This is a genomic window from Rhodococcus sp. B7740, from assembly GCF_000954115.1.
Lineage (GTDB): Bacteria > Actinomycetota > Actinomycetes > Mycobacteriales > Mycobacteriaceae > Rhodococcoides.
On the sequence record NZ_CP010797.1, the window covers coordinates 2,701,863 to 2,723,662 of the forward strand.

At 65.6% G+C, this 21,800-nt stretch carries 18 protein-coding genes; 3 read left to right on the forward strand and 15 right to left on the reverse strand.

What is annotated here, in order from left to right:
• Positions 1-124: 124 nt before the first annotated feature.
• The 6 genes from NY08_RS12480 to NY08_RS12505 form a co-directional block, all read right to left on the reverse strand.
• Positions 125-1,711, reverse strand: coding sequence for an ATP-binding cassette domain-containing protein (locus NY08_RS12480; RefSeq protein WP_045196646.1), 1,587 nt, complete (start codon positions 1,709-1,711; stop codon positions 125-127).
• A complete protein-coding gene (cydD, locus tag NY08_RS12485) occupies positions 1,704-3,395 on the reverse strand; it encodes a thiol reductant ABC exporter subunit CydD (RefSeq protein WP_045200289.1) in 1,692 nt (563 codons plus the stop codon). Before cydD ends, NY08_RS12480 begins: the two co-directional genes overlap by 8 nt.
• Positions 3,389-4,426, reverse strand: coding sequence for a cytochrome d ubiquinol oxidase subunit II (gene cydB / locus NY08_RS12490; protein WP_045196648.1), 1,038 nt, complete (start codon positions 4,424-4,426; stop codon positions 3,389-3,391). Before cydB ends, cydD begins: the two co-directional genes overlap by 7 nt.
• A gap of 9 nt (positions 4,427-4,435) precedes the next feature.
• A complete protein-coding gene (locus NY08_RS12495) occupies positions 4,436-5,965 on the reverse strand; it encodes a cytochrome ubiquinol oxidase subunit I (RefSeq protein WP_045200291.1) in 1,530 nt (509 codons plus the stop codon).
• A 131-nt stretch (positions 5,966-6,096) separates the two neighbouring features.
• Complete coding sequence (locus NY08_RS12500; RefSeq protein ID WP_045196650.1) at positions 6,097-6,963, reverse strand: aminodeoxychorismate lyase; 867 nt, start codon at positions 6,961-6,963, stop codon at positions 6,097-6,099.
• Between the two features lie 34 nt (positions 6,964-6,997).
• The gene (locus NY08_RS12505; protein WP_045196652.1) at positions 6,998-8,296 is read right to left on the reverse strand and encodes a dicarboxylate/amino acid:cation symporter; all 1,299 of its coding nucleotides are present in this window, start codon (positions 8,294-8,296) and stop codon (positions 6,998-7,000) included.
• 110 nt (positions 8,297-8,406) lie between these two features.
• Between NY08_RS12505 and ygfZ the strand changes: the two genes are divergently transcribed.
• The 3 genes from ygfZ to NY08_RS25535 all read left to right on the forward strand — a co-directional run bounded on the left by ygfZ (position 8,407) and on the right by NY08_RS25535 (position 10,606).
• Positions 8,407-9,528 carry a CAF17-like 4Fe-4S cluster assembly/insertion protein YgfZ gene (gene ygfZ, locus NY08_RS12510; protein ID WP_045196654.1) on the forward strand — a complete coding sequence of 374 codons (1,122 nt, stop codon included), beginning with the start codon at positions 8,407-8,409 and terminating at the stop codon, positions 9,526-9,528.
• A complete protein-coding gene (locus NY08_RS12515) occupies positions 9,525-10,163 on the forward strand; it encodes an MOSC domain-containing protein (protein ID WP_045196656.1) in 639 nt (212 codons plus the stop codon). Before ygfZ ends, NY08_RS12515 begins: the two co-directional genes overlap by 4 nt.
• A 248-nt stretch (positions 10,164-10,411) precedes the next feature.
• Complete coding sequence (locus NY08_RS25535) at positions 10,412-10,606, forward strand: DUF3073 domain-containing protein (protein ID WP_082073787.1); 195 nt, start codon at positions 10,412-10,414, stop codon at positions 10,604-10,606.
• Positions 10,607-10,697: 91 nt separating this feature from the next.
• On the opposite strand, the gene purM is transcribed toward NY08_RS25535, so the two are convergent.
• The 9 genes from purM to NY08_RS12560 form a co-directional block, all read right to left on the reverse strand.
• A complete protein-coding gene (gene purM, locus NY08_RS12520; RefSeq protein ID WP_032376541.1) occupies positions 10,698-11,798 on the reverse strand; it encodes a phosphoribosylformylglycinamidine cyclo-ligase in 1,101 nt (366 codons plus the stop codon).
• Positions 11,799-11,884: 86 nt separating this feature from the next.
• Positions 11,885-13,522: an ABC transporter ATP-binding protein gene (locus tag NY08_RS12525; RefSeq protein ID WP_045196658.1), complete on the reverse strand. Its 1,638-nt coding sequence runs from the start codon at positions 13,520-13,522 to the stop codon at positions 11,885-11,887.
• Positions 13,519-14,487: an ABC transporter permease gene (locus NY08_RS12530; RefSeq protein ID WP_032395914.1), complete on the reverse strand. Its 969-nt coding sequence runs from the start codon at positions 14,485-14,487 to the stop codon at positions 13,519-13,521. The genes NY08_RS12525 and NY08_RS12530 overlap by 4 nt, the downstream gene beginning before the upstream one ends.
• Positions 14,487-15,473: an ABC transporter permease gene (locus tag NY08_RS12535; protein ID WP_045200293.1), complete on the reverse strand. Its 987-nt coding sequence runs from the start codon at positions 15,471-15,473 to the stop codon at positions 14,487-14,489. Before NY08_RS12535 ends, NY08_RS12530 begins: the two co-directional genes overlap by 1 nt.
• A gap of 105 nt (positions 15,474-15,578) precedes the next feature.
• Positions 15,579-17,219 carry an ABC transporter substrate-binding protein gene (locus NY08_RS12540; RefSeq protein ID WP_045200295.1) on the reverse strand — a complete coding sequence of 547 codons (1,641 nt, stop codon included), beginning with the start codon at positions 17,217-17,219 and terminating at the stop codon, positions 15,579-15,581.
• Between the two features lie 142 nt (positions 17,220-17,361).
• Entirely contained in the window at positions 17,362-18,924 is a 1,563-nt protein-coding gene (gene purF / locus NY08_RS12545; protein ID WP_032396301.1) for an amidophosphoribosyltransferase, read from the reverse strand.
• Between the two features lie 127 nt (positions 18,925-19,051).
• The gene (locus NY08_RS12550) at positions 19,052-19,438 is read right to left on the reverse strand and encodes a sterol carrier family protein (protein ID WP_032395916.1); all 387 of its coding nucleotides are present in this window, start codon (positions 19,436-19,438) and stop codon (positions 19,052-19,054) included.
• On the reverse strand, positions 19,438-20,034 hold the full coding sequence (locus NY08_RS12555; RefSeq protein WP_045196660.1) for a CPBP family intramembrane glutamic endopeptidase: 597 nt from the start codon (positions 20,032-20,034) through the stop codon (positions 19,438-19,440). Before NY08_RS12555 ends, NY08_RS12550 begins: the two co-directional genes overlap by 1 nt.
• Positions 20,031-21,758, reverse strand: a complete 1,728-nt coding sequence (locus tag NY08_RS12560; RefSeq protein ID WP_045200297.1) for an alpha/beta-hydrolase family protein — start codon at positions 21,756-21,758, stop codon at positions 20,031-20,033. Before NY08_RS12560 ends, NY08_RS12555 begins: the two co-directional genes overlap by 4 nt.
• Between the last annotated feature and the right edge of the window lie 42 nt (positions 21,759-21,800).

Sequence of the window (21,800 nt, forward strand, 5' to 3'; positions counted from 1 at the left end):
TCGGGGGCTCGGGGGCCGGGTAGCTGTCTGGGATTCGCTTGCCGCTCGCGCGGTCTTCGCAGTGAATCCGTCAGCGATTGCGGCTAGCTGACAGCCACCTCACGCGTCCTAGAGTTCATCAACTTCAGACCACCTCCTCTCTCGTGTACTTCACAACGTACGCCCGAGTTTCCGAGTCGGCAAAGAGTTTTTTCGCACTGTCCGAGCCGAGGTCGATCACCTGGTCGGCGTCGGTGCGCTCCGGTAGTTGATGGGTGACGACCACCACTGTTCGGTCGGCTCCGAACAATCCTCCGTCCGTGGTGAGCAGCTGGCGCAGTATCGATTCGCCGGAGATTCGGTCCAGGTGCTCGGTCGGTTCGTCGAGCAGCACGATCGGTGCCGTGCTGAGCACGGCCCGCGCGAGCAGCAGTCTGCGGCGCTCTCCCCCGGAGACGGCCTGTGCGCCGCCCACCAGGGTGGTGTGGACTCCGAGCGGCAGAGCGTCGAGCCATGGGCCGAGGCCGACTTTCTGCAGTGCCCTGATTGCTTCCTGCTCGTCCACATCGCCGCGCACCACCCGCAGGTTCTCCAGAATCGAGGTGTCGAACAGGTGCGCGTCCTCGGCGAACAGCGCTGCCTCCGAACCGCATTCCTCGGCGAACTCCCGCAGCATCGTGCTCTTGCCCGATCCGCTGGGTCCGATCAGTGCGCTTCGCGCAGTGGTGCGGTCAAGTGCCTCAGAGGGCACATGACCACGCCACTGCGGCGGAGCCGCATCGAGCATGGCGAGGATTCGAGTTGCCGCGATTCGTCCACGCATCAGGGCGATTGCCGCTCCGGGCAGTGCCGCCGTCGCTTCGAAGGCGGCCAGCGGAACCAGCACGACGATGGCCAGGGCCATCGGTGTCATGCCACCTGCGGTGCCTCCGGTCGGTCCGTACAGCCCGATGCCGACGAGCAAGGACCCGATCACCGATGCACCGATCGACAGCGGACCGGCGGCATCGGCCAGCGCCGACGGTCGTGCCGCCCGGTCGCGTGCGAGAACCGAGTCCTGAGCTGCCCCATGGGCTTCGGTGAGCGTCGCATCGAGTCGTCCGGCGACCCGCAGCTCTGCGGCGTGGTCGAGTGCCCGAACGGCCGTCTCGGTGAACCGCGCGTCGGCGTCGGCTCCGGCCTCTTCGGCGACCCGTGCCGACCGCGCCGCCAGGATCGGTGCGCCCACCCCCGCGATCAGCAAGGACACCGCCAGGATCGCCGCGGCGGCAGGCGCGATACCGGCGACCAGGCCCACGGCTGCGAGCATCATCACGACGCTGACGCAGATGGGAACGATCGCGCGTACGACGACGTCGCCGAGCACGTCGACGTCCGCCCCGGTGCGAGCCAGGACGTCACCGCGCCGCAGAGTGAGCGCGCCCTGCCCGTTCGCCAGTCGTTCGTAGATCCTCGTGCGTGCTGCCGTCGTACCGCGCAGGGCCGCGTCGTGTGTGGTCAATCGTTCGAGATAGCGAAACACGCCGCGGGAGATGCCCAATGCACGAACGGCCACCACTGCGACGGTCAGATCCAGCACCGGAGGCATCTGCCACGCTCGGGTGATCAACCATGCCGACAGTGCGGCGAGTGCCAGTGCGCTGCCGAGAGTTGCCACGCCCGCGGCCACGGCCAGTGCCACCCGCCGTGGGGAGAGCTCGAACAGGGCCAGCGCGCGTCGTAGATCAGACATGATCGAACTCCCGTGCCACCTCTGAGCTGCTTCGCACCTCGACGACGCGGTCTGCGGCGTGCAGTACCGAGCGCCGGTGACCGACCATCACCACGGTGACGCCGCGATCGGCCGCATCTCGAAGGGCCTGCAGCACAGTCCGTTCGCTCGCCGCATCCAGGTGCGCCGTGGGCTCGTCCAGCACCATCACCGGAGCAGCGGAGACGAACGTTCGGGTCAGGGCCAGACGTTGCAGCTCGCCGAGCGACAGACCGACTCCACCCTGACCGACGCGAGTGTTCCAGCCGTTCGGGTGCTCTCGCAGTACGGCATCGAATCCCGAAGCGCGGCAGGCCGCGTCCAGTGCGGCGGCGTCGGGCACGCCGTGGAGGGTGACGTTCTCGTGGAGCGTGCCGGGAAGCAGTATCGGCCGCTGCGGAAGCCAGGCGACCTGTGCCCACCATCGGTCGAGATCGAGATCGACCACGGGCACACCGCCGACCAGAACCGCGCCGCTCGTGGGCGTCGTGAGTCCCAGAACCGCGTGCAGTGCAGTCGATTTACCCGAGCCGTTGGGCCCGGTCAGTACCGTGATGGTGCCCGGTCGGCACAGCGCACTCAACTGGGCCGGAGCGTCGCCGTCCCGGCTCGCGACGGTGAGTCCGGCGAGTTCGATGTTCGCGGTCGCAGCGTCGACGGTCCGGCGGCCGGTCGGCTGTGTCGTACGCCTGTCCAGGACTCGGAAGGCGCGCTCCGCGGCCTCGACGCCGTCCTCAGCTGCGTGGAACTGGGTCCCCACGGCGCGCAGCGGAAAATACACCTCGGGGGCCAGGATCAACGCGATGATGCCCGCTTCGAGAGTCATCTCGCCGAAGACCAAGCGCAATCCGATGCCGACGGCCACGAGCGCCACACACAGGGTCGCAAGCAACTCGAGCACCATCGACGACAGGAAGGCGATCTTCAACGCGCGCATGGTGGTTCGTCGGTGCGCGTCGCCCAGTGCGCGGATGCGAGCGGCCGGTCCGTGTTCGCGACGCAGCGCGCGCAAGGTCGGCAGGCCGGCCAGAAGATCGAGCAACTGCGCAGACAGCCTGGTCATCGTGGAGAGCGTCGCCGCGGCTCGGCCCTTGGTCAGCAACCCGATCAGAATCATGAAGATCGGAATGAGCGGCAAGGTCACCGCGATGACCACCGCCGACGTCACGTCCTGGGTGACGATGACGATCAGAACCAGCGGAGTGACGATGGCCGCCGACACCAGCGCCGGCAGGTATCCGGTCAGGTACGCCCGCAGACCCCCGATTGCTCGAGTCACGACGACGACCAATTCTTCCCGCTCGCGGTCGAGCTCGCGAGGCTCGAATCGCGTTGCTGCAGTGAGCACCTCCACTTCCAGCTCGGCCACCACACGTGACGCCGACCGGTGCGCGTAGCGGGACTGAGCTCCGGTTGCGAGCACACGGACGGCCACTGCGCCCGCCAGCACCGCCAGTTCCGTCGTCCAGGCGGACAGCGATCTGGCCGTCGGTTCGGTGATGACCCCTGCCAGCACAGTTCCGATTGTCAACGCGCTCAAGATGATGCAGAGCGTGACGACGGTCGACAGAGCAACCGTGACGATCAGGTAGCCCCGCGCGGATCGAGAGTATTTCCACAGTCGGGGATCGACCGGTCCCCGCGTGCGAGCGGAGGCGGTCACGATTTCACCGTCAGTCCGATCGAGTCCGGGATGTGGGCACTCGAAATGCGTTGGCGGAAGACCCAGTACGTCCACCCCTGGTATCCGATGACGACGGGTGCGGCGAATGCTGCGGCCCAGGTCATCACTTTCAGTGTGTACGGGCTGGACGACGCGTTCGCGATGGTGAGATCGAAGGCGGCATCCGTGCTCGACGGCATGACGTTCGGGAACAGGGAGGCGAACAGCAGCACCACAACCGCAACGATGGCAATGCTGGTGAACACGAAGGCCCAGCCTTCGCGCACTCTCGCCGTCAGCGCGACGACGAGAAGCAGGGCCACCGCTGCCACGCCGACGAGTACCCAGGTCCATGTCTTGCCGTGGGCGAGTTGGGTCCACACAGCGAATGATCCGCCGACGAGAACTGCCGGAATTGCCAATCGCGCTGCGATTTTCACCGAGTCCTCGTGCACGTCTCCCGAGGTCTTGAGTGCGATGAACACCGCGCCGTGCAGCGCGAACACCAGTGCCATCGTGACTCCGCCGAGCAGTGCATAGGGGTTGAGCAGATCGAAGAAGCCGGCGGTGACCTTCTTGTTCTCGTCGATGGCTACGCCGCGCACGATGTTGGCGAAGGCAACGCCCCACAGCACCGCCGGTACCCACGAGCCGATACCGATGCCGATGTCGCAGCGCCTGCGCCACACCGGATCGTCGATCTTGCCACGCCATTCGATGGCGCAGATGCGCAGGATCAATGCCACCAGGATCAGCAGCAGCGGCAGGTAGAAGCCCGAGAACAATGTTGCGTACCACTCGGGGAACGCTGCGAACAGCGCGCCGCCTGCGGTGATGAGCCATACTTCGTTGCCGTCCCAGACCGGGCCGATCGTGTTCAGTACGGTGCGTCGACGCTTCTCCCCCGTGGCGGAATCGGGGTGCCGCCCGAGAATGGGCATGAGCATTCCGACGCCGAAGTCGAACCCTTCGAGCACGAAGTAGCCGACGAAGAAGAAGCCGATGACGAAGAACCAGAATTCGGGCAGTGACATTGCTATCCCCTAGTAGGCGAACGAGAGCTGTTTGGGCTCTTCGTCTTCCGATTCCGGTGGGTCGACGTGCGGATGCGCGTCGTGTTCGAGAGGCCCTTCGACCACGTAGCGTCGGAGCAGGTAGAACCACACCCCACCGAGAGCGGCGTAGAGCAGTGTGAACGTCACCAGTGAGGCGAGAACGAGGCCGACGGGATGGTCCGAGACACCTTGGTCGACGGTGAGCCGAATCTGATCGACGCCGGACAGGTTGGGTGCGACGACCCATGGCTGGCGGCCCATTTCGGTGAAGATCCAACCGGCGCTGTTCGCGAGGAACGGCGTCGGAATGGCCAGCAGTGACAACCGCGAGAACCACTTCTGGTCGGGAATCCGGCCACCCCGAGTGACCCACAGTCCCGCGATCGCGAGCAGTGCCGAGCCTGCGGCCAGTCCGATCATCATCCTGAATGCCCAGTAGGTGACGAACAGGTTGGGCTTGTAGTTGCCCGGGCCGAACTGCTGCTCGTACTGCTCCTGCAGTTGGTTGACTCCCTGCACGGTGGCACCGAAGTCGTTCTCCGCCAGGAACGAGGTGAGGCCGGGGATCGAGATGAGGTGGACCACGGACTCGCAGTTGTTGTGGGTGCCCACGGTCAGGAGCGAGAAACTGGCTCCGGTCTCGGTGTCGCACAACGATTCTGCGGATGCCATCTTCATCGGCTGTTGCTCGAACATGAGCTTGCCCTGGATGTCTCCGGTGATGGCGAGGGCGCCGCCCGCGACGATCATGACGATGAAGGACATGCGCGCTGCCGACCTGAACATCGAACGTGAGTCGGTGGCCGGGGCCGGGAGTGGAGCCTGCGCAGTGACCCCGGTGGCCGGGGCTGGGAGCGTGTCGAACTCGTTCTCGTTCTTCGCTTTGCGAGCCTCGCGGACCATCCACCAGCCGGAGATACCTGCGACGAAGGTCGCGGCGGTGAGGAACGCTCCGGCCACGGCGTGTGGAAACGCTGCCAGCGCAGTGTTGTTGGTGAGCAGTGCCCAGATGTCGGTCAGTTCGGCGCGGCCGGTCTCTTCGTTGTAGATCGCGCCGACGGGATGCTGCATCCAGGAATTGGCGGCGATGATGAAGTACGCCGAGGCGTTGACGCCGATGGCGACGAGCCAGATCGTGGCCAGGTGAACGAGTTTGGGGAGTCTGCTCCATCCGAATATCCACAGTCCGAGGAACGTGGATTCGAGGAAGAAGGCGACGAGGCCTTCGAGTGCGAGCGGAGCGCCGAACACGTCACCGACGAAGCGGGAGTATTCGCTCCAGTTCATGCCGAATTGGAATTCCTGGACGATGCCGGTGGCGACACCGAGGGCGAAGTTGATGAGGAAGAGTTTGCCGAAGAACTTGGTCAGTCGGTACCAGGAGTCCTTGCCGGTGATCACCCACATGGTCTGCATGGCAGCCACCATCGGAGCGAGGCCGATCGTGAGGGGAACGAGTATGAAGTGGTAGACGGTGGTGATACCGAACTGCCATCGTGAGACATCCAAGGCGTCCATCAAGGCTCCGAACTCTTCCACCCGTACTGTGACGGGTAACACCGCAGGTCAGGGCGTTGGCCCGCGACGAATTCGACAGTACTACTACGAGTAGTAGTAGGGAAGAGTCCTTCGGCAGAGTCGTTGGACTCCTACCGAGTTTCGGCCGTCTCCACGGCGGCATCGACCATCGATCGAACGTCGTCGGTGTGCCGCCGAGTGCCCAGCGGGACGCCGTTCATCGTCGTGACCCGCGCGGCGAGAGTGACGCTCGAGACCAGCCAAACACCATCTGCGGCAATGAGATCCGCCGGATACAGGTGTCCGCGTTCGCACGTCCAACCGGCGGACTCGGCTACGGAGAACAACCCGGCGACCGTGGTTCCGGCCAGGATGCCCTGTTCGACCGACGGTGTGACGAGAGTCTTACCGCGCGCGAGCACCACCGTCGAGCGCGGACCTTCGAGCACCCGCCCCTCGCTGCTGAGATAGATGACGTCGTCGACGCCCTGAGCGGACGCGTGCCGAAGCGCGGCCATGTTGGTGGCATACGACAACGTCTTGGCCCCCGCGAGCTGCCACGGCGCTCGGGACGAGAAGTCCACCGAGTAGCCGCGGTCGAGCGTGATCACCGACACCCCGTCGGTGCGCGCGGCTCGCACTCGCTCGGGCAGCGCTCCCACCGTCACGTACGCGGTGGGGTCACCGCCGCCCTCGCGTCCGCGGCTGAGAACCAGACGCAGGACTGCCTCGTCCTCGGACTCTAGTGCCCACAGTTCGACGGACTGTTCGACGACGGCGCGCCACTGGTCGAGATCGGGAACGGGCAGGTCCAGTGCCTTCGCTGACGCCACCAGCCGAGCCAGATGCAACTCGACCGCACACGCCGCGCCGTCGCGCACGAGCAGCGTCTCGAACACCCCGTCGCCGCGCACCGCGGCCAGATCGTCGGCGAACAGCAACGGCCGATTCGCGTCGTGCACACGGCCGTCCAACGTCACCACTACCGACTCCGACATGCCCGTCACCCTAGAGGGGAGCGGACGCGTTCGATCAATCCGCTCGGTCGGCCGCCGCCATCGCGTCGGCGTACTCGTCGAGGTCGAGATCCTCGGCGACGACGACCTTGGTGCCGTTGTAGACCTCGCGGTCGATCTCGTCGTCGGCGTTGGCGACGAGCATGGCGACGAACGTGTCTCCGTTGACGTTGAGGAACGTACGGAAGATTCCGGCGAACCAGTCGACGGCGATCAACAGGCCGACGGCCTCGAACGGTAGGTCGAGCGAGGTCGCGAGGAACATCGCGACGACGGGGAATCCACCGGGCACGGTGATGGTGCCCATGTTGAGCAGAACCGCCAGGCCCATGCCGAGCACGATCTGCCCGAGACTCAGCTCGATGTTGCCTGCCTGCGCGAGGAACATCACCACGATCATGTAGTTGAGAACGGCACCGTACGAGCCCATGGTGAGCCCGATCGACAGCGTGAAGTTGGCGACCTTCTGGCTGACGCCGACCTTCTCGACGGTGTTGCGCAGCACCGTCGGGAAGGTGACGGCCGAGCTCGTGGTCGTCACTGCGACGGCCGTCTGCTCGGTGAGCTTGCTGGGCAGCTTCCACGGGTTCAATCGGGTTCGCATCGTCACGACCACGACGAAGAGCGCGAACAGAATCAGCACCCCGAGGAGCGTGGTGCCGAGGTAGCTCAGTGCGGTGGAGACCACGGAGAACCCGACGTCTCCGGCCAGCGCGGCGAGCAGACAGAACACACCGACCGGGGCGATGACCATGACGAGCCGGATCATCGTCAGGACGATCTGCTGAATCTGGTCCATGAACGAGAGCACCTGGGTGTTGCCGGTCTTGGTGATGTGACTGCGCAGCGCGATACCGAAGAGCAGCGAGAAGACGATGATCGGCACCATCGTCGCCGTCGACATGGCGTCGAACACGTTGGTGCTGACGAAGTTGAGCAACGTGTCCTGCCAGCCGAGCGCCTCTCCCGCCGATTCCTCGAGCGACGGATCGAGCTGCTGGGTGTACACCATGCCCGCGCCCGGGCGGACGATGCTGCTCAGCACCCAGGCCAGCACGGCAGCGACCACCGAGAACCCGATCATCCACTTGAAGGTGCGGAAGGCGATCCTGCCGGTTCCCGCTCCTGCCATCGATCCGGTGGCGACGATGACCGAGGCCATCACCAGCGGGACGATCGACATCTGGATCAGTCGGATGAACAGGTCGCCGATGAACTTCAGGTTCGCGGCCCACTCGCCGACCACCAACCCGAACACGATGCCGGCGATCGCGGCGAGGCCGATCTGCGCGGCTGGATGCGCCAGTTTCTTCATGGATCGACACGCTAGGTATGCGCCGTCGCGGTGCCGTGTCATCGCCGTTTCGGGGGTGTAAAGGGACCGGTCATCGAGTTGCCTCGCCGACGGGCTCCTACTATGGAGCTGTGTCCGACACAGTCACGATCAGCCCGAGTCCACTTCTGACACTCCCCGGCGCAGTGCCCTCCCCCGACGACAGCGTCGATGCCGGGGTGGCCTGGCACTACGGCAATCCGTTCGGTGAACAACGCGACGCGGTCAGCGGCGCTGCCGTCATCGATCGGTCCCACCGCTTCGTCCTCGCCATCAGCGGAGACGAGCGCCTGAGTTGGTTGAACACCATCTCGAGCCAACTCGTGACGAACCTGGCCGACGGCAGCTCGGCCGAGAATCTCAGTCTCGACGTCAACGGCCGCATCGAGCATCACTTCGTGCAGACCGACCTGGCCGGCGTCACGTACATCGACACCGAGCGCGCAGCCGGCCCGGATCTGCTCTCGTTTCTGAAGAAGATGGTGTTCTGGGCCAAGGCCGAACCCCGCCAGGCCGACGAACTCGCCGTTCTCACCGTCCTCGGATCCGACGCGTCCTCGGTGCTCGGCAAGGCCGACCTGCCTGCTCCGAGCGAGATCTACGGTGCTTCGCCGATCGACGGCGGCGGTTTCGTTCGGCGGATGCCCTGGCCGGGCAAGAATTCGTACGACGTTGTGATCCCCCGTGAGAACATCACCGACTGGTTCGTCCGGCTGCGCGACGCCGGAGCCGCTCCCGCCGGAACCTGGGCGTTCGACGCGTTGCGCGTGGAATCGTTGCGTCCGCGCGTAGGAGTGGACACCGACGAGAAGACCATCCCGCACGAGGTTCGCTGGATCGGCAGCGCCGCCGAGTTCGGCGCGGTGCATCTGGAGAAGGGCTGCTACCGCGGGCAGGAGACCGTCTCCCGCGTGCACAATCTCGGTCGCCCGCCGCGGCACCTGGTGCTGCTGCATCTCGACGGTTCTGCGGACGGTCGGCCCGGCACCGGCGATCCGGTCACCGCAGGCGGACGCTCCGTCGGCCGCCTCGGTACCGTCATAGATCACTTCGAGCTGGGGCCGATCGCACTGGCTCTGCTCAAGCGGACCGTTCCGGTCGATACCGCCCTCGAGGCGGGTCCGTGTGCGGCGTCGATCGATCCCGATTCGATCCCGTCGTACGACGACGTCCAGGCCGGTCGCGCTGCGGTGGACCGCCTGCGCGGCCGGTGATCGGCACCGTTCTCGCTGTCTGCGTCGTGCACGCCGATGTTCCGTTCGGACGCCGCGCGGTGGTCGACAGTGGCATCGACAAACGGCCCGTCGACGGGCCGGTGGACGTCCACGAGCTCGGCATCGGCGGTGATCACTGCCGCGACACGAAGTTCCACGGCGGACTCGATCAGGCCGTCTATGCCTACGACGAGGACGAGGCGAGGTACTGGGCCGATCGGCTGGGCACGCCCGTTCCTCCCGGACGTTTCGGTGAGAACCTGCGGACCACCGGTGTCCCGGTGACCGATGCGGTGATCGGCTCGCGGTGGCGAGTGGGCAGTGTGGAGTTGGAGGTGACGATCGCCCGCAAGCCCTGCGGAACGTTCGCACGGTGGATGGGCGAGCCCGGTTGGATCCGTCGCTTCACCGCGCGCGGTGATGTGGGTGCGTATCTCCGAGTGCTCGAACCCGGAGTCTTCGGCGGCGGTGACGCCGTGAGCGTGACGTCGGTCCCCGAGCACGGGGTGACGGTGCGGATGCTGTTCGAGGGGAGGGATCACGCAGCGATGCAGACTCTGCTGGACGCGCCGGGATTGGCACCGAAGGTGTACCGCGACGCCGCTGCAGCGCTCGAATCGTTGCGGAGACCATGACGCGCAGCACTACCGATTTCGTGTCGCAGAACGAAGATAGTTTGCCTCTGCACGGATATGCGCAGGTACAGGCGGCATCGACCCCCGGCCCGGGCGTGTCGCATCACCATGCGCGCCCCCAACACGTGGTGCCGTATGCGCATCGCAGCGATTCGCGCGCTAGAGTGTGTGCCAGGAAGAAATACCAACTCTAACGGGGCCGCCAAATTTCCCCAGGCCGCCCCGCAAGTCCGCGAGGGGGCACCGCCATGGGCCGAGGCAGGGCTAAGGCAAAGCAGACAAAGGTCGCTCGTGAGCTCAAGTACAGCTCGCCGACAACGGACTTGGAGAGTCTGCAAAGAGAGCTCTCCGGTGGTTCGTCCAACTCCCATCGTGGCATCCACTCTGACTCGGATGTGCATTCCCGAGTCGAGGAAGACGAGTACGAGGACTGGCGACGCTAGTACTGTGCACGACAACGACTGAGGGGGAGCCGCGCAGCGGCTCCCCCTCACTTGTTCGCCCGATGTTCGGACGATCAGAACCTTGCCGCGGTCAGAACCGCGGATGGTTACCGAGCAGCAACGCACGCTCGTCGGCGACGTCCTTACCGGTCGCCTTCTTCACCGTGCCGAGAGTCCAGCAGTCGATGTGGCGTGCGGTCAGCACTGCAAGTGCTCGGTCGACGTCCTCGGGTGCCACGATGGCGACCATGCCGACACCCATGTTGAACGTCTGCTCCATCTCGGCCCGCTCGACGCGTCCGCGCTGAGCGATCAGCGAGAAGATCGGAGCCGGGCTCCAGGTGGTGCGGTCGAGTTCGGCGACCAGACCCTCGGGCATGACCCGCGAGAGGTTGTTCGCCAGTCCGCCGCCGGTCACGTGGCAGAACGTGCGGACGTCGGTCTCGGCTGCGAGCGCGAGGCAGTCCTTGGCGTAGATCTTGGTGGGTTCGAGCAGTTCTTCACCGAGCGTGCGGCCGAATTCCTCGACGTGTCCGCCGAGATCCATGTGGTTGATCTCGAGTAGCACCTTGCGGGCGAGGGAGTAGCCGTTGGAGTGCAGACCCGACGATCCCATGCCGATGACGACGTCACCGGGACGCACCCGCTCGGGTCCGAGGATCGAATCCGCCTCGACGACGCCGATGCCGGTGGCCGAGAGGTCGTAATCGCCGTCGGCCATCAGTCCCGGGTGCTCGGCCGTCTCGCCGCCGAGCAGAGCGCAGCCGGCGATGATGCAGCCTTCTGCTATGCCCTTGACCAGCTCGGCGACCTGCTCGGGAACGACGCGGCCCACGGCGATGTAGTCCTGCAGGAACAACGGCTCGGCACCACAGACGACGAGATCGTCCACGACCATGGCCACGAGGTCGAGGCCGAGGGTGTCGTGCTTCCCGAGGGCCTGCGCGACGGCGACCTTGGTGCCGACGCCGTCGGTCGAGGCCGCCAGGACCGGCTCGCGGTAGTCGCCCTTGAGTGCGAAGAGACCGGCGAAACCGCCGAGACCGCCCATCACCTCGGGCCTACTGGCCTTCTTGGCGAGCGGCGCGAACAGCTGCACTGCTCGGTCTCCTGCGGCGATGTCGACCCCGGCCGCCGCGTAGGAGGCACCGCCCGAGTGAGTTGCGCTCGTGGGTTGGGATTCCTCGGTCATTCGGCTCCAGCCTGTGTACTAGTTCATGTCAGCGCCCGGTGCGGCGCGGCCCCAACGGTACCGGAGTGCCCGGTCAGGAGAAGAACTCACGTGTGCAGGCGCTTGCCGGGAATCGCAGCCAACAGCTTCTTCGTGTAGTCCGCCTCCGGGGATCGCAGAATCTTCCACGGTGTTCCCTCTTCGACGATTCCCCCGTTGCGCAGCACCACCACCCGATGCGCGACGCGGTCCACCACGGCGAGATCGTGGCTGATGAACAGGCACGCGAAACCGAATTCCTGCTGTAGCGCCTCGAACAGGTCCAGCACCGCTGCCTGCACCGAGACGTCGAGGGCACTGGTCGGCTCGTCCGCCACCACCAGATCCGGACCGAGCACCAGTGCCCGCGCCAGGCTGACGCGTTGCCGCTGCCCACCGGAGAGCTCGTGTGGGTAGCGCTTGTCGGTGCCCGACGGCAGTTGTACGGCGTCGAGCAGTTCGGTGGTCCTCGCGGCGATCGCATCCGTGGAGCCGTACTTGTGCACGATCATCGGCTCGGCGATGCATTGCCCGACGGTCAGTCGCGGATTCAGTGACGCCGACGGGTCCTGGAAGACGAAGCCGAATCGCTTGCGCAGCGGCTTGAGCTTGCGTTCGCTCACGCCTGCGATGTTCTGTCCCATCACCGTCACGCTGCCACTCGTCGGCTTCTGCAGTGCTGCAACACATCTGCCGATCGTGGACTTGCCCGAGCCGGATTCTCCCACCAGTCCGAGGGTTTCGCCGCGGTGGATGGTCAGCGAGACGTCGTCGACGGCCCTGAACGCAGGTGAGCCGACGCCGCCGGAGAACTGCACCACCAGACGCGAGACGTCGAGTACCGGTTCACCCGAGGTGTCGACCGTCTTGTCGGACTCCACCGCGGCCAGTGTGGGCACCGCGGCCAGCAGCTTCTTGGTGTAGTCGTCCGCGGGTGCGTCGAAGAGCTGCGCCACCGGGGCTTCCTCTACGACGCGACCGTTCTGCATGACGACGACGCGGTCCGCCAGATCCGAGACGACGCCCATGCTGTGGGTGATCAGCACGATCGCGCAGCCGAGCCGGTCCTTGAGATCGCGGAGCAACTCCAGGATCTCGGCCTGCACCGTGACGTCGAGGGCGGTGGTCGGCTCGTCGGCGATGATTACCTTCGCCTCGCACGAGATGGCGATCGCAATCATGACGCGTTGCTTCTGCCCGCCCGAGAGCTCGTGCGGGTAGTACGAGAACCGCTGCTCGGGACTGGGCAGACCCACCATCGACAGCAGTTCGACGGCTCGCGTCTTGGCGTCCTTGGCCGACATCCGCTTACCGTCCGCGTCTGTGTGCGCACGCAGCGCCTCGACGATCTGATATCCGATGGTGAACAGCGGATCGAGGGCGCTACCCGGTTCCTGGAACACCATCGAAATCTTGTTGCCGCGCAACTGCGCCCACGCCTTGTTGCTCAGCGTCGTCACGTCCTGGCCACCGAGAACCACGTGTCCCTCGACGCGTGCGGTGTCGGGTAGCAGTCCGATGGCGGACCGGACGCTGACGGATTTGCCCGATCCGGACTCACCCACCACAGCCAGGACCTCGCCGGGATACACCTCGAACGAGACCTCGGTGACGGCGTCGACTTCGCCGGCATCGGTGGCGAACGTGACGGACAGCGACTTCACCGACAGTGCGGACTCGCGTGGAGTCACAACGCTCGATGTCATACCTTCACCGCCTTCTTGAACTTCTTGCGGGTGCGCAGCAGCGGATTGAGTGTCTCGCTTGCGCTTTCGCCCACCATGGTCAGGCCGAGCACCACGAGCACGATGCCCAGGCCGGGGAACACCGACGTCCACCAGATGCCGTTGGAGATGTCCGGCAGCGCCTTGTTGATGTCGTAGCCCCACTCCGAGGCGGAGGTGGGTTCGATACCGAAGCCGAGGAATCCGAGCCCGGCGAGGGTCAGGATGGCCTCGGCACCGTTGAGGGTGATGATGACCGGCAGTGTCTGCACCACGTTGGCGAGGATGTGCCGGAACAGGATTCGTGGAGTACCGGCCCCGGTGACCCGGGCGGCGTCCACGTACGGTTCGGTCTTGACCGCCACCGTGGCGTTGCGTACCACGCGGAAGTACTGCGGCACGAAGATCGCCGTGATGGCGATCGCCGCGGACGCGATACCGCCGAAACTGGACGACTGTCCGCCTGCGACGACGATCGAGATGACCACCGCGAGGAGCAGCGACGGAAAGGCGTACATCGCGTCCATGAACAGTACGAGGACGCGATCGAACCAACGGCCGATGTAGCCCGAGGCCAGGCCGAGCGGAACACCGATGATCAGCGAGAGCACCAACGACGATGCGATCACCATCAATGCTGTTCTCGCACCGTAGATCACGCGGGAGAACACGTCCTCGCCGCGGACCGACGTGCCGAACCAATGCTGCGCGGACGGAGCCGCCTGGCGGGCGAAATCCTGCCCGGCGTCGCTGGTCTGCGAGAACCCGTACGGCGCGAGGAGCGGAGCGAACACTGCGGCGACAACGAACCCGACCATCAGGGCCAACCCGACGATCAGGGTGACGCGTTGCAGCCCCGACGTGGACTTGACGAACGCGACGCCCGGAAATCCTCGGCGGTGCGGACGGGTGGGAGGGACGTCGGACAGCACGACTTCGGTGCTCATCAGAACCTCACTCTCGGGTCGATGAGTGCGACGATCGCGTCGGTGACGAAGCTGACGACGGCGACCACCACGGCCAGGAACGTCACGATGCCCTGCACCGCAACGAAATCGCGGGCCTGCAGGTACCGGGCGAGTTCGTAGCCCAGGCCCTGCCACTCGAAGGTCGTCTCGGTCAGCACCGCCCCGCCGAGCAGTACGGCGATCTGCAGGCCGATGACGGTGACGATGGGAATCATGGCGTTGCGGAACGCATGCCGTCGCGTCACCGTGCCCTCGCTCAATCCGCGAGCGCGCGCGGCGTCGACGAAGGGTGCCTGCAGGGTCTGGATCAGATTGACGCGCACCAGCCTCAGGAACACTCCGGCCGTCAGCAGACCCAGAGCGAGTGCGGGAAGTACCGCATGCTCGAGCACGTCCACGGTGTAGCTCGTCTCTCCGTAGAGAAACGAATCGACGATGAGGATGTTGGTCTTGGGCGAGACGTTCTGCAGTGCCAGTTCCACGTTCGTGCTGGCTCGTCCTGCCACCGGCAGCCAGCCGAGCTTGACCGCGAACAGCAGTTTGAGCAGCATGCCGACGAAGAACACCGGTGCCGCATACGCCAGGATCGCGAAGATCCGCAGCGAGGCGTCACCGAATCGGTCCCGATGGGTGGCGGCGAAGAAGCCGAGCGGGATGCCGACCGCGAAGGCGACCAGCAGTGCCCAGAACGCCAATTCCAGTGTCGCAGCACCGTTGACGAGCAGAACGTCACTGATCGCGCGATTGTCGGTCGCTGAGCGGCCGAAATCGCCGCGCAGCAATCCGGTCAGGTACTCCCAGTACTGCGTCAGGATCGGCCGGTCGTAGCCGGCTTCGGCCTTGCGCTGGGCGATCTGTTCGGCGGGAAGGCGGCCGCCGAGGGCGGCGGTGATCGGATCACCGATCACACGCATGAGAAAGAAGACGACGGTGACGAGAATCCAGGCAGTCGGAATGATCAGCAGAAATCTGACCCCGAGATAGCGGGCGAGCGCGCCGTACCGTGACGGCGCGCTCGCCTGCTGCGCTTGCTTCTCCCCTACCGGCGCGTCCGCGGTAGTGGGCACCGGTCAGCTCTTGGCGAGAGTGACGAAACGGAACTTGAACGAGGCGTCGAGAGTCTCGTCCACACCGCTGATCTCGTCGGTGGCGACGGCGATCTGCTTGCCCTCCAACAACGGAAGCGTCGGCAGGTAGTTCGTCGCGAGCTCGGTCTGAATCTGACCGATGATCTGCATCCGAGCGTCCTCGTCGGCGGTCGTGCGTTCGAGATCGAGCAGCGAGGTGATGGCCGGGCTCTCGAAGTGCGACTGCAGGAAGTTGTCCGGCGCGAAGAACGGCGTCAGGTAGTTGTCTGCATCGGGATAGTCCGGGAACCAGCCCAGCTGGTACACCGGGTAGGCGTCGGCGACGCGTTCCTTGGTGTAGGTGCTCCACTCGGTGGACTGCAGGTTCACGTTGAACAGGCCCGTCGCGTCGAGCTGGCTCTTGATCGCGGCGTATTCCTCGCTCGAGCTCGAACCGTAGTGATCCGGGTTGTACTGCAGGTTGAGCTGAACGGGAGTGGCAATGCCTGCGGCGGAAAGGAATCCAGCCGCCTCGTCGCGGTTCGGCGTGGTGCCGTAGACATCGCCGTAGGCGGTGTTCGCGCCGGCCAGTCCGGTGGGAACCACGGAGTACAGCGGGGTGTAGGTGCCCTTGTAGACGCCGTCGGACAGCGCCTGACGATCGACCGAGGACGCAATCGCCTTGCGCACGGCCAACTTCTGCTCCGGGGTGTCGCCGGGCATCGTGTTCATGTTGAACACCATGTAGCGCGATTCGCCGCCGGGTCCCTCGTGCACCGTCAGTCCGTCCACACTGCCGAGCGATTCGACGTCCGTCGGGGTCAGCGAGCGCCACGCGACATCGATGGCCTTGTTCTGCACGTCGAGCTTGAGGTTGTCGGAGCTGGTGTAGTACTTGACGTTGATCGACGACGTCTTCGGCGTTCCGAGAATGCCGTTGTAGTCACCGTTCGCGGCGAAGCTGACGAGGGAGTTCTTGGCGTAGCTCGAGATCGAGTACGGGCCCGCGAACGGAGTACCCGCCACGATGGCGTCGTCGTCGAGAATCGAATCGGCCGGGAAGACGGTCTGATCGACGATCGGTCCTGCCGGGGTCGCCAGAATCTGCGGGAAGGTCTGGTCGTTCGCAGCCTTCAGGGTGAATTCGACGGTCTTCTCGTCGGGCGTGGCGATGCTGTCGAGATTGGTGAGCAACGACGCGGGGCCGTTGGGGTCGTTGATCGCGACGATCCGATCGAACGAGTACTTCACGCTCTCGCTCGTCAGCGGGTTGCCGTTGGCGAACTTCAGGTCGTCCTTCAACGTGCACGTGTAGACGGTCGGCTCGGTGAAGTCGCAGCTCTCGGCCGCGTCGGGCTCGAGTTCGGAGCTACCGGGCGCGAAGTTCATCAGGAACGGATACGTCTGGTTCATCACCATGAACGAACCGTTGTCGTACGAGCCGGCCGGGTCGAGCGATGTCACCTGATCGGTGGTGCCGACCGTGATGGTCTCGCCGCCGCTGTCGCCGGATCCTCCGGCGTCGGTGCGTCCCGAGCCGCAGGCTGCGGCCGTCAGTGCGAGTACCGACAGTGCTGCCACTGCAGCGGTCTTCCTGCCGTGCTTGCGCACTGCAGTCTTCGATGCCGCGCTGTAGCGCTGCATGCGTCCGTCGTCGGGCGACAGGGTCATCTGAATGCCTCTATCCAAATCGGTGTGTCCTATGTAACTCGGGACAGTACCGACGGACTGTTTCCAATATGTGGCATTGAGAAAACCCCGCTGTTCCCTTGCAGGAACGCCCAGCTCACGGACGACTAAGAGCGCTCACATTCGCGTCGTTGTCCACCGGCTGCCCGGCCGCCGAGGACAACAGACCTTCGAGTACGTGCTTGCCGAGCGCATTGTCCGCAGGCAGATCGATGGGGTACTTGCCCGTGAAACAAGCTGCGCACAAGCGTGATTCGGGCTGCTCCGACGCGGCGATCATGCCGTCGATGGAGATGTACCCCAGCGAGTCGGCACCGATGGCCTGGCGGACGCCTTCGAGGATCCCGTCCTCGGAGTCGACACCGTTGGCGATCAGCTCTGCGGGAGAAGCGAAGTCGATGCCGTAGAAGCAGGGCCAGCGCACCGGCGGCGACGCGATACGCACGTGAATCTCCAGCGCACCGGCCTCGCGCAGCATCCTGATCAGGGCTCGCTGGGTGTTGCCGCGAACGATCGAATCGTCCACCACCACCAGTCTTTTGCCCCGTATGACCTCTTTGAGAGGATTGAGCTTGAGTCGGATACCGAGCTGGCGGATGGTCTGCGACGGTTGAATGAACGTGCGGCCCACGTAGGCGTTCTTCATCAGGCCCTGGCCGTAGGGAATGCCGGAGCCCTGCGCGAAACCGACCGCAGCCGGAGTTCCGCTCTCGGGCACCGGAATCACCAGGTCGCCGTCGGCCGGATGCTCCTTGGCGAGGCGTCGTCCGATCTCGACACGCGTCGAGTGCACCGAACGGCCACCGATGACGCTGTCCGGCCGAGCGAGGTAGACGTACTCGAACACGCAGCCCTTGGGCTCGGGGGCCGCGAATCGTGAGGACCGAACGCCGTCGGCATCGATAGCGAGGAGCTCACCGGGTTCGATGTCGCGGACGAACGCGGCACCGACGATGTCGAGTGCTGCCGTCTCGCTGGCCACCACCCAGCCGCGATCGAGGCGGCCGAGGCACAACGGACGGACGCCGTGCGGGTCGCGCGCGGCGTAGAGGGTGTGCTCGTCCATGAACGTCAGGCAGAAGGCACCCTGGAGCTGCGGCAGCAACTCCATCGCAGCCTGCTCGATGGTGCAGTCGGCGGCCTTGTGGGCCAGCAGCGCGGTCACCACGTCGGAATCCGACGTGCCGTTGCCCTGCAGCCGGTCGCTGATCAGCCCTGCGTCGCGTGCCTTGGTGGCGAGCTCGGCGAAGTTCACCAGATTTCCGTTGTGGCCGAGCGCAATCCCGGTCCCGGCGGTGGTGGTGCGGAAGATCGGTTGCGCGTTCTCCCACGTGACCGATCCACTGGTGGAGTAGCGGCAGTGTCCGATGGCGACGTGCCCGGGCATGGCACCGAGTGTCTGCTCGTCGAACACCTGGCTGACGAGCCCGAGATCCTTGAACACCAACACCTGGGAACCGTCGGAGACGGCGATGCCGGCAGCTTCCTGACCACGGTGTTGCAGCGCATAGAGGCCGTAATACGAGAGCTTGGCCACATCCTCGCCCGGTGCCCACACTCCGAAGACTCCGCACTCCTCGCGCGGCTCGTTCTCCGGTTCGTCGAGCGGTTTGCCTACCAGAAGATTCGGACTGTCGACCGACAAATCGGCGTTGGTCACGGGCATTGCTCCCTTGGGGGTACGGGGCGGGGGGCCATGCCCGAGTCTACGGGCACACGGCCCGAGTCAACGCATCGTGTGGACGGGAGATTCCCAGCAGGTGAACGCGTGTCCGAATTGGAGCCGATCACCTGATGGACATCAGTGGCAGCCAGCGCCCCACCTCGGCCGCCCTACTGCCCGACGCATCGATCGAGCCGTCGGCGAGTGCGTCGGCGAAATTCCGGATTCCGGTCACCACCTGCAGCCACGTCAGCGCATCGGTCTCGACCACGTTCGGCGGAGTTCCGCGGGTGTGGCGCGGCCCCACGATGCATTGCACCGCGACGAACGGCGGCACCCGCACCTCAACCGAGGATCCCGGCGCGTTCTGCCCGAGAGTTCGGGCAGTGGTGCGTACCGCTGCGGCGATCTGCGCCCGCGCAGGCTTGTCCGCCTCGCCCTTGATCCAGTCCTCGACGGCCAGCACGGCGTCGCGTACCTCGGCGGGGCCGACTTCCTTGTGTGGTGGCACTACGTCGAACTCCTGTCGTTCGCAGCGAGATGCGCCAGAACGGCGCCGCCGGCGTTGAGGAAGTAATGCAGCAAGGCCGGCGCGAGCACACTCCCGCTACGGGCTCGCAGCCACGAGAACACCACCCCCGCCGCGGCCGTCGCCACGACCGTCCCGACCACGGTGTCACCGGCCGCGCGAGCGGGGTGAATGTGCCAGAGCCCGAAGAAGATCGGCGACAGAGCGGGCGATGCAGCGTCGAGCACACCGCGAAAGAGCAACTCCTCGGTGAGCACGGTTCCCACCGGGATTCGAAACAGAACCCACTCCGCAAGCTCGTCCGCGGACGGCCGGACCCGGCGTCGCAACGCGGGAATCGCGGCCACGACGGCCGATCCGAGTACCGGAACGGCCGACGCCGCCGCGCCCCACTTCACGCCTGCAACCGTGTTGCGCAATCCCAGTTGCGCGGCGCTGCGGCCCGAGACCGCCGCAACGGCCACCGCGAACGAGGCATTGGCCACCGCCCGTCCACGGGCACCGAGGCCTGCCGAGGGCAGCACGACCGTGCTCCACGCCGTCGTTGCGGAGCCGATCGCCAACGCCTCGGTGGTCACTTCTCGGGACCGTCTCGGCCGGCGAACTGCTCCATGACTCCGCGGACTCGTTCGGTGTCGCGGTCGGTCCACCCCTCCGGCGCGGCGACGGCAACCCAGCCGTCGAGCACGAGGGTTCCGTAATTGTGGCCGTGCCCGTCGGGAACGCCCGCAGCGTTGGTCAGGTCGGCGGCCACCTGCCAGAAGGTGACGACCGGGAACCACCGCATACTCGGCAGCCGGTCCGGACCGGGTGGCTCGGACAACCAGTCGGGACGCTCGAACAGCAGATCGGGTGACCACCAGACCACCGGATCCGACGCGTGCTGGACGTAGAGGATTCTCGGTTCGTACCAGGGCTGATCCTCCGGCGGGATGCCCGACGAGTTGTCGGCGAATCGGACCGTCAGTCCCTCGGAGTAGACCGGCCGAACCTCGGGGCTTCCCGGGTCGCGTCGGCTGACGAACTGACTCCAGATGCGGTTGTTGTTCGGTGGCCCCACCCACAGCACGCCGTCGGTGGTGTCCCGGATGTCGGCCAACCCGTCGAACGCGCCCTCGCCCGCCTGGGTGCCGAGGCTCTCGCCGTAGACGTAGAACTTGGGGCGGGTGGCCTCCGGTTCCTGCAGCCAGCGGTCGTGCACCTTGTCGATCAGAGCTCTGCCCGCCTGCGCGGCCTTGTCGCCCTCCGCGATGAAGGAGATCCAACTCGGCAGGTAGGAGTACTGGGATGCGACGGTGGCGACATCGCCGTCGAACATGAGCTCTTCGGCTTCGATGGCGGTGGGATTGACCCATCCGGTTCCGGTGGTCGGAACGACGACGAGAGCCGCGCGCTGGAATGCCCCGGTACGTTCGAGTTCTGCGACCACGATGTTCAGTCGCTCGTCCTGGGTCTCGGCGGTTTCCAGGCCGGCGTACGCCCTGATCGGCTCGAGGCTGGGACGGCCGGTGGCCCGCTCCATCTCGTCGGCGCGCAGTCCGCTGGAGACGAAGTTGCGGCCCTCGAATCCGAGGGTGTCCCACGGTGCCAACGAGTTCGGACTACCGGAGCGTTCGTCGGCCACGGGTTGTTCTGCACCGTCGCGGGTTTCGTCGTTCTGCAGGCTGAAAGCCGAGTTGGTGACCTCGGAGACGGCCCGGAGCAGGACGCCCTGAACCAGCGCTACGGACAGCACGACGAGGACGACGACTCCGAGCGCGTTGGCAACTTCGCGTGGCATCTTCACGACGCGGTTTATCTGCCGGGCGAGCAGCCGAACGAGGTCGCGCAACACCCGCCACACCGAAATCAACAGCGCCGCAACGGCGATACTGAGTGCACCGGTTCGGAAGTATCCCGTGGTGGTGGTACCCTCGGCGTCCATCAGTGCGGCCAGCTCACGCTGCCATTCCGCCGAGATCGCCAACATGATCATCGACGCTGCGATCGCGAGGACGGGTACGGCGACCTTGACGGCAAGTTCGATCTTGCGCGGCAACGGCCACCACGATCGGGACGAGAGCCACCAACGGGTGACAGCCCATCCCACCGCCACGCCGAATGCGTAGCCGATGGCCGCGTTGATACCGCCGATGATGCCCTGGAACAACCATCCCCGCGGGAGCAGTGACGGAGTCAACGACCAGCAGAAGAACAACGCGCCGAACGCAATTCCGGTGAAGTCCAGGCGCAGCAGGCCCCAGGCCCACATGACGAACGGGTGCTTGTCCGGTGAGGGAACCACGGACTCGAGCGTCGGCAGGTGGTAGCGGTGATGCTCGTTCTGCTCGAGTGCGGAGTCGGG